The organism is Rhodococcus sp. 14C212 (genome assembly GCF_011058195.1).
Taxonomy (GTDB): domain Bacteria; phylum Actinomycetota; class Actinomycetes; order Mycobacteriales; family Mycobacteriaceae; genus Rhodococcus; species Rhodococcus aetherivorans.
The window spans coordinates 1-12,206 of the sequence record NZ_JAALEH010000063.1 but is presented as its reverse complement, the minus strand read 5'-3'; the positions used below and the strand labels follow the sequence as shown (position 1 = coordinate 12,206).

Annotated in this window: 10 protein-coding genes and 2 pseudogenes; 1 reads left to right on the top strand and 11 read right to left on the bottom strand. The window is 64.8% G+C overall.

All coding sequences use genetic code 11. The features are described 5' to 3' along the window. Window positions 1-25: 25 nt before the first annotated feature. The 3 genes from G6038_RS21945 to G6038_RS21935 are packed head-to-tail and all read right to left on the bottom strand — an operon-like array spanning window position 26 to window position 3,914. Complete coding sequence (locus tag G6038_RS21945; RefSeq protein WP_165039872.1) at window positions 26-1,495, bottom strand: AMP-binding protein; 1,470 nt, start codon at window positions 1,493-1,495, stop codon at window positions 26-28. Next, window positions 1,482-3,059 (bottom strand): hypothetical protein, encoded by a 1,578-nt coding sequence (locus G6038_RS21940; RefSeq protein ID WP_165039871.1) that lies wholly within the window; start codon window positions 3,057-3,059, stop codon window positions 1,482-1,484. Before G6038_RS21940 ends, G6038_RS21945 begins: the two co-directional genes overlap by 14 nt. A gap of 6 nt (window positions 3,060-3,065) precedes the next feature. After that, window positions 3,066-3,914 carry a PEP-utilizing enzyme gene (locus G6038_RS21935; protein ID WP_346772884.1) on the bottom strand — a complete coding sequence of 283 codons (849 nt, stop codon included), beginning with the start codon at window positions 3,912-3,914 and terminating at the stop codon, window positions 3,066-3,068. Here G6038_RS21935 and G6038_RS21930 point away from each other — a divergent pair. Continuing rightward, window positions 3,901-4,734 (top strand): LuxR C-terminal-related transcriptional regulator, encoded by an 834-nt coding sequence (locus G6038_RS21930; protein ID WP_346772883.1) that lies wholly within the window; start codon window positions 3,901-3,903, stop codon window positions 4,732-4,734. The two genes, G6038_RS21935 and G6038_RS21930, sit on opposite strands and share 14 nt — an antisense overlap. Window positions 4,735-4,785: 51 nt before the next feature. On the opposite strand, the gene G6038_RS21925 is transcribed toward G6038_RS21930, so the two are convergent. The 8 genes and pseudogenes from G6038_RS21925 to istA all read right to left on the bottom strand — a co-directional run bounded on the left by G6038_RS21925 (window position 4,786) and on the right by istA (window position 12,075). Further along, window positions 4,786-5,931, bottom strand: coding sequence for a hypothetical protein (locus G6038_RS21925; RefSeq protein WP_240918645.1), 1,146 nt, complete (start codon window positions 5,929-5,931; stop codon window positions 4,786-4,788). Window positions 5,932-5,953: 22 nt separating this feature from the next. Continuing rightward, entirely contained in the window at window positions 5,954-7,201 is a 1,248-nt protein-coding gene (locus tag G6038_RS21920) for a hypothetical protein (RefSeq protein ID WP_346772885.1), read from the bottom strand. Window positions 7,202-7,276: 75 nt separating this feature from the next. Next, a pseudogene (locus tag G6038_RS32150) lies at window positions 7,277-7,576 on the bottom strand (PEP-utilizing enzyme); the annotation flags it as partial. A gap of 2 nt (window positions 7,577-7,578) precedes the next feature. After that, complete coding sequence (locus G6038_RS21915) at window positions 7,579-8,775, bottom strand: hypothetical protein (protein WP_165039868.1); 1,197 nt, start codon at window positions 8,773-8,775, stop codon at window positions 7,579-7,581. Further along, on the bottom strand, window positions 8,772-9,149 hold the full coding sequence (locus G6038_RS21910) for a PEP-utilizing enzyme (RefSeq protein ID WP_165039867.1): 378 nt from the start codon (window positions 9,147-9,149) through the stop codon (window positions 8,772-8,774). Before G6038_RS21910 ends, G6038_RS21915 begins: the two co-directional genes overlap by 4 nt. Window positions 9,150-9,452: 303 nt before the next feature. Beyond that, window positions 9,453-9,617, bottom strand: a pseudogene (locus tag G6038_RS31520) (IS256 family transposase); the annotation flags it as partial. 83 nt (window positions 9,618-9,700) lie between these two features. Further along, complete coding sequence (locus G6038_RS21905) at window positions 9,701-10,459, bottom strand: ATP-binding protein (protein ID WP_165039866.1); 759 nt, start codon at window positions 10,457-10,459, stop codon at window positions 9,701-9,703. Further along, window positions 10,456-12,075, bottom strand: coding sequence for an IS21 family transposase (istA, locus tag G6038_RS21900; RefSeq protein WP_240918650.1), 1,620 nt, complete (start codon window positions 12,073-12,075; stop codon window positions 10,456-10,458). Before istA ends, G6038_RS21905 begins: the two co-directional genes overlap by 4 nt. Window positions 12,076-12,206 lie beyond the last annotated feature (131 nt).

Genomic DNA, 12,206 nt, shown 5'->3' with positions numbered 1-12,206 from the left:
GTCCTTTCGGTACTTTCCGGCATGGTCATGACCGCGTGGCGACCATTCGGTCGCGCACTTCGCGGCGCAAGGACTTGCCGACGGGACTGGTGGGGATCTCGGGCCAGATCTCTATGGCGCGGGGGCGTTTGAATCCGGCCAGTCGGTCCGCGCAGAATTCGAGTATCTCGTCGGGTTGGGTGTCGGATCGGGTAACGACGGCGGCGGCGACCCGCTCGCCCCATTTGTCGTCGGGCAGGCCGACGACCGCGGCTTCGATCACGGCGGGGTGGGTCAGGAGGGCGTCTTCGACTTCACGTGGGTAGACGTTGAAGCCTCCCGAGATGATCACGTCGTGTCGGCGGTCGAGCAGATGCAGGTAGCCGTCATCGTCCCAGCGTCCGATGTCGCCGGTGTGCAGCCAACCATCCGGTTCGATGGTCTCGGCGGTGGCCTCGGGGCGGCGCCAGTACCGGCTCATGGTGTGGGGGCCTCGGGTCAGCACCTCGCCGACCTCACCGGGACCGAGGACCGTGCCGGCGGCGTCCCGGATCTGGACCTCGACGAAGGTGTACGGCTTGCCCGCGGAGGTGAGCCGCTCCGGGGTGTGCTCCCAGGGCTGCAGGCACGTGATCGCCAGCGGTGCCTCGGCTTGTCCGTACAGCTGCGCGAACACCGGTCCGAGCAGGTCGATACCGCGTCGGAGCACGCTGGTGGCGATGGGGGCACCGCCGTAGCACAACCGTTCGAGGACGAGATCGGCCGTCGCGGTCGCAGGGTCCTCGAGGAGCATCGCGATCATGGTGGGCACCATGAATGTCGAGGTGGCGCGGTACTTCTGCGCGGCCTCCAAGAAGGCGCGGGGCGAGAACTTCGACACGATCACGTTCGGAGCGCCTTTGACCAGGTGCGGCAGGAAGAAGGCGCCGCTGCCGTGGGTGATCGGCGCAGCGTGGAGCATCACCGAGTCCGGGCGCAGGTTGGGCAGCAGGTCGACGAGGAAGTTGGCCACCTCGGCCAACTCGCTGCGGGTGGTCAGGACCACGGCTTTGGGTTTGCCGGTCGTGCCACCGGTGTAGGCCAGACGAAACGGCGCGTCCTGGTTTCGCCGCACGTCGCACGGGCCGGCGGGAGCGCCGGCGATGAGTCCGGGCAGCTCGTCGGCGGTGATCATCACCTCGACCTGGGCGGGTGGGTGGCCGGTGTGGATCAGGGCGCGGGCCTGCGAGTCGTCGATCTTGTATGCGTGCTCGGAGGCCGTTTCGCGGACGTTCAGCGGGACCCGGACCAGGCCGGCCTTGGCGAGCGCGTAGTAGACGACGACCCCGTCGATACCGTTCGGCATGAGCACCGCGACGCGATCACCGGCGGTGAGTCCACTGGTGAGCAGGGCGTGGCCGAGCCGGTCGGTGAGCTCGTCGAATTCCGCGAAACCGACCACGCGGTCACCGTCGATCAGTGCCGGTGCCCCCCCGAACTGCTTGCCGGCGCGCCGGATCAGGTCACCGATCTGCATCGTCGTTCCTCTCGGTGGCGCCGGAGGCGGGCAGGTCGGCGCGGCGGAGGGCAGAGCCGCGACCGGCGAGGTTGCGGGAATTGCGCTGCGTGAGGTGGTAGAGCGCGTCCGCCTGTGCGGTGCCGTGGTTCCACTTCACCCACTCGTCGTCGAGGTAACGGTGGGTGTCGTCGAGGGCGGCGGGGGTGAAGCCGCGTGCCCGTCGGTTGTACTCGTCGAGGTCGATCCGACCGGCACTGGTGGTCCACAGGCCAGTCTTGGCGGGCAGACTGGACGAGCCGGAGAAGCTGCTGCCGGCGGTCGGGGCGTAGTCGTCGTCGGTCAGTACCGAGTACGGGATGCCGGTGAGCATGTTGCGGTTCAGGCCCGAGTAGCGTGCCATCGTGTACTCGTTGGCCGACTGGTGCGGCAATCCGAGCAGGCCTACCATCTCCCCGAGGTGGTCCCGGCTGTATTCGTCGTTCATCAGGGGCTTGAAGCGCTGCACCCGCTCATCGAGCTGGAACCAGTCGTCCTGACGGTAGGTGCCGGCCAGATGCGCGAAGTCCTTGCCGACCGACGAGTAGACCAACGCGCCGGCGTCGATCATCTGCTCCCGCGACCAGGTGGCGATGCGCTTCCACAGGTCGGTGGTCGCCTCGCTGAGGATCTCGCGGTAGTGCTCCATGGTGTCGGCGAGCGTGTCGGCATTGTCCATGCCGACCGGTACGTAGCCGTCGGTCAACGCGTCCGAGGTGTACATGCCGACCGCGGCGATGTTGGTCGCGTTGTAGCTGGGCTCGGCTTCGAATGACGCCCAGTCGTCCATGAGGTGGAAGTTGGTGTCTTTGAAGACGATCGGAATGGTCAGGTTGTTGAACGGAAGTTGGGTGGCGATGCCGTCCATCCAGGGGTAGTCGCCTTCGGTGAGATCGAAGAAGTCCCGCACGATCAGCTGTCGGTTGCTGCCGAAGTTGTACGGTCCGCTGTTGTGCAGGCCGATGCGGCACTCGCAGTGCGCCAGGAACGCGAACTGGGACAGCTGGGCGACGAGCTTGGTGGCGGCGGTGTGCAGGCGATCGCCGGGGACCACCCCGTGCAGGTCTGCCTCGAACACCTGCAGGGTGCGCTCGGGAAGGAACTGGCTGCGATCGCCGAACTCCTTGTTGGTGATGTGCCCGTCGTTGCGGTGGTAGGCCAGGTTGAACCGCCGGGAGAAGTCAAGTACGTCGACGACGTCGTCGACCGCGTCGGTCGGCCGCAGCAGCCCCCAGTTCATCAGCATCTCGCGGCCGATGAGGTAAAAGGCGGGCATGCCCCAGGCGGCGTTGACGGTGTCGACCTTGAGGCTGACTTCGCGGGCGCGGTCGCCGAGTTCTTCGGCCGGGGTGGCGGCGTCGATCTCGCGCAGCAGGGTGGGAAGCCGGTAGAAGCTGTTGAGGTAGCTCAGCAGCATGTACGGGTTCATCGGGAACAACTTCGATTCCTGGACGGTGCGGGTGATGCACAGCCAGTACGTGGTGTCGGAGAGCGTGCGCAGGTAGTTGTTGGTCTCCAGCAGGGACCGGTAGTTCAGCGTCGTCATGATGTCTCAGCCCTCGTTCTCGATCAGCCAGATGCGGGCATTCCCGATGTCCCCGGTCTCGTAGGCGTCGGCCGCCGGCGGCGCCGCGGTGACCTCCAACTCGACCACGTCACCGTCTTTCAGTTCGTCGATCTTGCAGTTCATCAGCGTGGGGACGTCGTACTCACGGGCGAGAATTCCCAGGTGGGAGCGGACGGTGCCGCCGAGGCAGATGACGCCCGCGAATCCCTCGATGATCGGTGCGGTCAGGGTGCCGCCCGAGTCGTCGATCACGGCGATGGTGCCGGCCGGGATGCCGGTGGTCAGATATTCCATCACCTGTTCCACGGTCGAGATCAGCGCAACCGGACCGGTGACCGTGTGGGACTTGCTGATCACGTTGTCACCGACGCCGACTTGCTTGCGACCGTCGGACATCTGCTCCTCGGCGAAGGCGCGGGCTTCGCGTTCGGGCCGCTTGTACTTTTCCGGCTCGGACTCCAGCGAGACTGTCGCCGAGAAGTCGAACCGGTAGCCGGATTCGAGAACCTCTTGCTCCACGGACTCGGCGTCTGCTCGCGAGAAAAGGTCGAATTGACGCTCGAAGACGACGTCCTTCCACTGCGCGTCGGTTGTTGCGAATCGCTGTGCCGCCAGGGAGCGGACCATGCTGTTGAAGCGGCCGGGCAACGGCAGCATCTCGGTCGCTCCCCATTTGGGTGACGCCCCTATGGAATCTGACATTGTGACCTCGCTCGGGTGTGTGGGAGTCGTGCCGTCGTGCGTGCCGGGTGCGGTCCTACCTGCGGTGTCCGAACCCGGCTGCTTTCGCTGTGACCAAAACCTAGTTATGATCCGCAATGTGACCCAGTCCACTCTGGGGGACAATTCGGCGGCCTCCCGGAAAGTGGCATCCGGGCGCCAACCGACGCGGTCCCCGTTACGCGCCGTCCTGCAGCCGCGCGACTACGAGCGCGCGTTCGACGTCCTCGAGTGCTGCGCAGATGCCACGTGTCTGCCCGACTTCAAGACCCGCGCCGTCGAGGCGTTACAGGAGCACTTCGCGCTCGAGCACGTTTCGTTCTTCTCCGGAGCGACCTTTCATACCGTCTTCGAGGACGCGTCCCCACTCACTGAAGGGGTCACCGCAAAGATGTTGCCCGAGTACCAGGAACGCTGGGCTCGTTACGACATCTTCGGTACTCCGGCCGCGATGCGCCAGCTCGTGTCCAGCGGTGTCTCGTCCCTGACCGAGCTGCAGACCTTCGGACCGCTGCCGCCCTCGGCCGATGCGTACGTTCGGTATTTCCTGGGCTCGACGTGGCGGATGGAGACCGCCGTGGCGATGCGCGTGGAGCTGAGCGGCGGGCACAGTGCGCTCCTGGGCATGTTCGACCCGCAGCCCCACAAGATCGGCGTGCACGAGGTGGCGACACTGCGTCTGCTCAGCCGGCAATTGTCCGCCATCTGCCGCGGGTTGCCGGCAACTCGGCCGCGGGCCACCCTCGGCCGGCTCCCCGAACGACAGCAACAGGTCGTGCATCTCGTCGCCGACGGATTGTCCAATGCGCAGATCGCCGAGACCCTCTCACTCGCCGAGGACAGCGTGAAGAAGTACATCACGCGTATCCTCACGGCCACCGGCTGCCAATCCCGGATGGAGCTGGCTCTTCTCGCGCGATCACAACGGACCTGACGGAAGGGGCCGCGGACATCGTGTCCGCGGCCCCTCGCGTTCTGCCGGTGCTCAGAGGAAGGATGTCTCCTTCGTCAGCCCGTAGCGGGGATGCGCGCCGATCACCATCGACTCGAAGATCCCGTATCCGACAGCATCGCCCTCGCGGCAGCGAATCACGCAGTCGCGCAGCTGGTGTACCTCACGTGCGGTGCCCGCCTCCGACACATCGGTGTAGCGCTCACCGTCCACATGCAGCGGGCCGCGCCATCCGCCGTGCCGCTGCCCCTTGAAACCGAAGTACAGGCCGGTCCCCAGATGGAACCCGGTGTCGCTGACCGGCTCTATCTCGACGGTGCGGGTCTCGCCCCAGCCGGCGTCGAACGTCAGCTTTCCTCCCAGGAGCCGGCGATTGACCGGGTCGTACTTGAGGTCGTCCTGGAGACCGTGAAGCGGAACCTGAGTGCCGTCCGGTCGGTTGACGAAGCCCGAGAAATAGGTCACCGCACCGTCGACCCATTGCAGGTAATGGTGGATTTCGTAGCTGGATCCGTCCGGATGACGCAGCCACATCGGGCTCCATGTGAGCATGAAGTCCCCGTCGAGCCGCTGCGGCTTGAAGACGTCCGGGGCGGTCTCACCGACGTCCATCCGCACGCCCCAGGAATGATCCCGGAAGCCGAACCACTTCTCGTCGTGTACCTCGATCCGCTCACCGTCGAGCCAGATCTCGCCACTGACCGTCGATGCCTGGTGATACCGCAGCAGATCCGACTGCACACGAAAGCCCTGCAACTCGCGCTGGACGTCCTTCTGCTCCAGGAAGGGGGGCAGCACACCCGTGACGGTGAGGTCGAAGCGCAGGGGAACGACTTCGTTCTCCTGCAGTACCCAACGAACCTTCCGCAGCGGCTCGAGAACCTCGTAGTCCAGCGGACCGACACCGACTCGCTCCGCGTCCGCGTCGAGCTGCCGGCTGGCGCGAACCGTGAGTTGCTCCTTTCCCCGCGAGACTCCGGCAAACATGTCGATGACGTTCCGGTTGTGGTACTTGCCCAGACCGATGTCCACCTGGAGGGACCCATCCCGAGCGAACAGCGACGCCCACAGCTTCTCGGTCCAGGACGTGTCCGCCTGGCTGATCGTCGCGAATGTTTCCGGCGTCTGATGGCACAGCAACTCGTCGGCCGGAACCAGCTTTTGCATCGAGGGGCGCATCTCGGCGCCTCCTTTCATTGCTCTACAGAAGGGGCGAGAACGAACCGGGCATATCGTTGGCCACGAGCGCGGTACCGAAGATCGCGGCGGCCTGCTCGTCGTCATCGAAGGGATCCGGATACAACGCGAGCGTGTCCGGGGACATGGACCAGTCGATACGATCGGTCACACCGGCGAGGTCGGCGAAGGGGCGCAGACCCGAGGTGTACATCGTCGTCGCTGCGAAGATCCTCTCGCGCCGATCCATGGCGGCGAAGCGCTGATAGAGCTTCATGTGGCAACGGCTGATGTCGGCCGTGACCTCGGCCCACGCGTCGGGCGGGAGCAGCTCACGGGTACCGTCCGTCCGATATCCGAACACCGCGGCCTGCCGCACCGCGCCGAGCAACTGGTCCGGTTCGGTGAACGTCGTTCCCCAGTCGTTGATCTCGAATGCGGTGAAGGCCGACCGGTCGAAGGTCAACGACAACGTCAGCCCGGCGTAGGGCGGATCGAGGTCCTCCGCCCAGGGATACGCCCAGGAACTGGGACCGAGGGACAAATAGTCCCGCACGATCGTCTGCTGCGTGCCGGAATCCGGGTAGGGGCCCGAATCGCAGGTGCCGACCCGCGAGTCGGTGAAGTACAGGAACGAATACCCGGAGACCGTCGCATTGAGGCGTTTCAGGGCCTTCGACGTCGCCGGGTCCAGAACCGTTTCCGAGCGGCGCAGCTCGTCCACCACATGCGGCGGCAGGTAGCGATTCGTGAAACCGGCGTCCTTGTAGTCGAGCGTTCCGTCGCCGCGGTGTGCCAGCGCGAGCCTGCGCCAGAAATCGACTACCGTACGGATCTCCTCCCGCAGCTCGCCGGGCGCGAGCTTCCCCATCTCGATCAAGCATTCGCGGCCACACAGATAGTGATACCCGATCATCCAGATCCACAGCGGACTTACTCGGTTCGGCCCCTCGCGGAGACGTCGCCCCAGTTCTTCGGCGGGCACAGCAGCATCGATGACCGCCACGCGCTCGGCGTAGCTGTGGAAGTCCTCGATGACCGAGAGCGACATGTAGGGAAGCATCGGGAACAGCTCCGAGGTGAACCCGGAGCGTCGCGTCATCTCGGGCTTGAAGGCCCTTCCCATGTGCTGCACCAGATCGTCGAGCCGCTCATCGGTCAATTCCTCGGCGATGAGACGGTCGAGTGCCGGCGCGGTGATGTCGAGGTCGAAGTCCTTGACCGCGATCTCGTCGCCTTCGCGGCGGATGTAGTCCCACCAGGCAGCGCTCACACCCGAAGTCCTCGATTCTAGGGAGGGTTCGTCATCCTGGCAGACCACACCGATTCCGTCTTCAATGCGCAGGACGATTCTCGTACCGTCCTCGACATCGACCGGCAACTCGGTGCCGACGAGGCATGGCACCTCGAACTCCCGGGAGACGATGGCCAGGTGCGAACGGAGCGTTCCGTCGAGGCACACGATCCCCCCGAGACGCCCCAGGATGGGCGACAGGAACGTCGTGCCACCCGACGCCACTAGTGCGATCGTCGACTCGAGGTCACTGTCGATGGACTCGATCACGTCGGCCGGTGAACGGAAACGCCGGATGGTTCCCGTCGCCGGTTCGAAGTTGTAAGACGGTGTTCCCTTGCCGATGACAGTCATGATCAACCTCCCAACGGACGGAAGCAGCCGTCACGGTCTTCTGGCACGAATACCCCGCCGATCAGCTTCAGAGCGAGATCCGGGTCGCTGAATTTGTCGAACGATCGAGCGATGCGCGGGGTGATGCTCCAATCGATTTCGTCGTAGCAGCCGGCGAGCCTGGCCCACGCCTTGAGTTTCCATGCATACATCTGTGTGGCGTAGAGGTTTCGCTGCTCGGGGTCGGTGTCGGCCAGCCGTTGGTACAGCGCGCGATGCGCCTTCCGAATCGCCTTGGTGGCCTCCTCGATTTCTTCGATGTCGAGGGGCCGCAAGGTACCGTCGTCGGTGCAGAACACGCGGGTTTCGAGGATGTCGGCTTGGTAATCGCTGGGAGTGAACCAGGCGGTACCCCAGACGTTGTTGTCCATCCGCACCGAACCGGGAAGACGGTACGCGATGACGAAGTGGTGGTAGGGCAGAGTTTCCCGGATTCCGTCGACCCATGGGAAGTCTCCGTCACCGTCCGCGCACGTCTCACGCAGGGCGAGGAAGGTCCCGTCCTCGAGCATGTACGGCCCGGTGTCACACACCGCAGTTCGCGCGTCACAGTTTTCCAGGAAGGCGTACGCAGTCAGTCGTGCTCCGAACTTCCGGATTCGGACCTTGGTCGCGTCGTCCGTAGGGACGAGATTGGCGCGAATTTCGGCCAGCAAGGCGTCATCGATCACATGAGAGCTGTTCGGGGGCTCGGCATCCATGTTGAAAAGAACGTTGTCGGTCCGCATCGCGATGGTCGCCTCGCGCCAGAACCGTAGAACGTCCAGCTGGTCGTCGAGGCCGTCGGAGAGTGAATTCTTGCCCAGGTCGACGAACAGTTCCCGACCGGTGAGGTAGTGCAGTGGGGTGGCCGCCAGATTGATGAAGCTGCGCTTGTTGCCGATGGGCAGGGCCTTACGGACCAGCTCGGTGGGTGTGGCGTGCTGCCGAATTGTCCGGATTCGGTCCGGCACCCGCAGATAGTCCTCCATCATCGACATGATGATGTAGGTGTTCATTCCGAACAGCTCGGATTCGAACACCGTGCGAGCTGCCAGTTCGGACTTGTAGGCGGCGCCGGCGACGTGCACCAGCCAGTTCCACTCGTCGAGCGTCGGTTCGTAGGTGGGATCGGTGTAGAGCAGCTCGAGGTTCGCTGGGGCTGCCAATTGCAAGGTCATGCCGACACCGCCTCGGCCATCACGGCGACGCGTGCTGTCTCGGGATCGGCGAGATCCAGCACGACTGTGTCGCCGTCGGAGACGGTGCCGACGATATCGGCGGCGAGTACGCACGGTACATCCGACTCTCGGCACAGAATCGCCAGGTGGGATTCACGACTGCCGGCGGTGCAGACGATGGCACGCAGGTCCGGCAGGATCGGTGAGAGGAAGGTCATCCCGCCCTTGTTGACGAACGCAATGGTCTCCTCGAGAGCATCGTCGTCGATCGACAGCACGTCGGAGGTGTCGTTGAACCACCGGGCGACGCCCCGCACTTCCCCTACCGTGAAGAGATTGATGCCGGTCCCTACTTCGTTCAGGTCTTCGCTCATCACTGCTCCATTTCCGCCCTCAGGGGCGCAGTGGGTTCGGGTGCGCCGATATGCGCGCTGGTCGGACCATACGAGCCGGCGCCTACTGTGACCCAGTCCACTTTGGGGGACACTGCCGTCGTAGCTCACATAACGAATGGTCGATACAGATGCTGCGACGGCCGGTCCGTGATGCTGCGGCCAGGCGGCAGGACATGCGGACCACAGGAGCCTGCAACGCTGGTTGCGGCCAAGTCCCGTGAGGTGGTGTACGACGTCGTCGCGTGACGCCTCGTCGGTGGGCAGACGGTCAAGGCTGGCGTCCTAGGTGACGGTGCCCTCAGGGGACGTTTCGGTGGGCGTGTCGGTGCGGGAGCGAGCGAGCACGTCGAGACCGAGATAGCGACGGCCTTCGATCCATCCGTCACGCTGCTCGGGGAAACCTGCTCCGACCAGTCGGATCAGGACGGTCTGGTTGTTTGGGACGCCTTTCGAGTAGCGCGGTTCTGATGAATGGGTAGCGGTCGGACGGGATTCGGATAGCGGTGTCTGCCCGTCCGACCGCTGAGCCGCTACGGCGTCGCCGTAGCGAGGTGTCGTCTCATGTTGGGTCCGTCGAGTGCGATGATCTCGGCACCGGCGACGATCCGGTTGAGGATCGATTCGGCGATGACCGCGTCCTGGAGCGACTTGTACCAGTCAGGCGGATCGAACTGGGAGGTCACCAGAGTCGATCCGCGGCCTTCGCGTGCGGCCAGGATGTTGAGCAACTCCGCCGCGGTGTGCGGGGCCACCGGCGTGGTCAGGAAGTCGTCGATGACCAGCAGGTCGCAGTTGTGCAGGTCGGTGAGGAAGTCCAGGCGCCGCTGCGAGGTCGGTTCCAGCACTGCAAGGCGGTTGGCCAAGTCGTCGAGACGAAAGAATCTCGCGGTGTAGTACTTTCGACACGCGGCATTGAGCAGCGCCTGGGCGAGGTAGGTCTTGCCCACGCTGGACTGGCCGAGGATGACGAGATTGCGGGTGGCGTCGATCCATTGACAGCTGGAAAGTCGTGCGATTAGCTCGCGGTTGACGTTGCGGTCACGCAGGTAGCGGATCTCTTCTACGCAGGCATCGGGGTTTGGCGATCTGGAGGCCTTGAGTAGTTTCTGGGTCCGGCGTTCCTGTCTGGCCGTGATCTCTTTGTCCAGGGCGTGGAAGATCTTCTGGGAGAAGGTCCACTCGTCGCAGGCTGGATCGTTGGCCAGATCGATGACGGTCTGGCCGAACGCGGTCATCCGCAGCTGGGTGAACAGCGGCATGTCCGCGTCGGTGAGGTGGCGATCGATCACTGCAGCTCCTCCTGACCCGCGGTGCCGGCGCTCGGGCGCCCGGTCAGGGCGGCGAGGCTGAACTGCTCGGGCCCGGCCAGATGCGCCCCGGTGGTGTCTCGCCGCCCTGGCGGCGGCTCCAGCGGCGTCGTGGCCAACGGCGGTGGCGTGGTCGTAGTGGGCCGGGCAGCGGCCTGGGTTCGCAAGGCCGCCAGGTGTTGCTTGACGGCGGTGTAGCTGATCGCCCGGCGGCCCGTCTCGGAGACCAGCTGCCCGCAGGCGCGCTCGAGTAGCTGCTTGTTGTCGCCACGTGCCAGGGCGAGGATGTTCTGGCACGACCGGTAACCCTGAGCTTCGATGCGCTGGCGATCGAGCACCTGGCTGATCGCGGCGACGGTGTTCGGGCCGATCTTATGGGCCTGGCGCACGAAGTACGCCCGCGACCACAGGTCCGCGGACAGCAGGTGCTGGGCGGGCACATGGTCCGGATCGGTCACGAATGAGTGCCGCCGCCCGGAGACAGTGTGAGAGGCGATGACCTCACCGTCGCACATGATCGTCAGCGTCTGGCCGGTGATCTTCACATCGACGTGCTGGCCGGCGAAGGTGTGGGGCACCGAATACTTCACTGTGGCAATCTCCACGTGATAATCCCGGTTGACCTTCGACTTCCTCCACGTCACCGGCTGCCACCGCGCCCTGGGAAGAACGATCAGTTCCGACTTCTCGTGCTCGGTGAACAACTCCCTGCGGCTGGTCTTCTGGCCCCGGAACGGGATCCGATCATTGATCGCCTCGACCTCGATGGCGATCGCCTCGTTCAGGTCGTCCAGGCTGGCGAACCGCCGGTCGGCCAGTCGGCCGATCACCCAGTTCGTCACGACCTTCACCCCGGACTCGACATGCCCCTTGTCCTTCGGGCGCACCGGCCTTGTCGGCACGGCGGCGGTGCGGTGATACTCCAGAAAATCCCGGTACTCGCGGTTGACCTCCCGGGCGCGGTCACCGCGGGCGATCTGATTCGACGCCGTGGAGGCGTTATCGGGGATGAGCACCTGGGCGGCGCCGCCGAAGTACTCGAAGGCCTGCAGGTGCGCGTCGAGCCAGTTCGGCATCTTCTCATCCAGGCATCCGCAGGCGAAGACCATCCCCGAGTACGGCAGGGAGGCCACGAACACCGACACCCGAGTTCGGCTGCCGGTGACGGGGTCGAAGATCGCCATCGCGGTGCCTGCCCAGTCGACCTGCATCGTGTGCCCGGGCACGTGGGTGATCCGCATTGTCAGCTCGTTGACCTCGACGTACTGGCCGATGATCTGGCAGAACCGCTGGTAGCTGTAGTGCCGTTGCCCCGGCGCGCCGTCGGCATCGAGGTAGTTCGCCCACAGCACTCGCAGCGGTAGCTTCTTCTTGCCTGACCGATTCTTCACGGTCGCGGCGACATCGAAGGCGACGAACTCGCCTGAGGGCGTCTTGCGCCCATCGGCGAACAACCCGTCGATCTCCTCGGCGCTCAGCGAGTCGACCTGGCTCGCGGCAGTCAACCCGTGGTCGTGACAGACCTTCTTTGCTTTGGCGATCGTGCGGTGTGAGCACCCCGCGATCGCCTCGATGTCCCGGTAGGACCTGTCCTGCAGCAGTTGATGGCGCTCATTGAAAATGCTCAGTCCTGCTCACCGTAAGTGCTCACCCGTGTGGCTCCGCCGATGAGGGCGGGTCTCCTTCGATGCTGGTGGTCTCTGACCACGCACCAGCACCTCGAAGGAGA

What these genes read in the sequence shown, in the direction of transcription:
- G6038_RS21945 (WP_165039872.1), bottom strand. Translation starts at nt 1,495, where the DNA reads ATGCAGATCGGTGACCTGATCCGGCGCGCCGGCAAGCAGTTCGGGGGG.
- G6038_RS21940 (WP_165039871.1), bottom strand. Translation starts at nt 3,059, where the DNA reads ATGACGACGCTGAACTACCGGTCCCTGCTGGAGACCAACAACTACCTG.
- G6038_RS21925 (WP_240918645.1), bottom strand. Translation starts at nt 5,931, where the DNA reads ATGCGCCCCTCGATGCAAAAGCTGGTTCCGGCCGACGAGTTGCTGTGC.
- G6038_RS21915 (WP_165039868.1), bottom strand. Translation starts at nt 8,775, where the DNA reads ATGACCTTGCAATTGGCAGCCCCAGCGAACCTCGAGCTGCTCTACACC.
- G6038_RS21910 (WP_165039867.1), bottom strand. Translation starts at nt 9,149, where the DNA reads ATGAGCGAAGACCTGAACGAAGTAGGGACCGGCATCAATCTCTTCACG.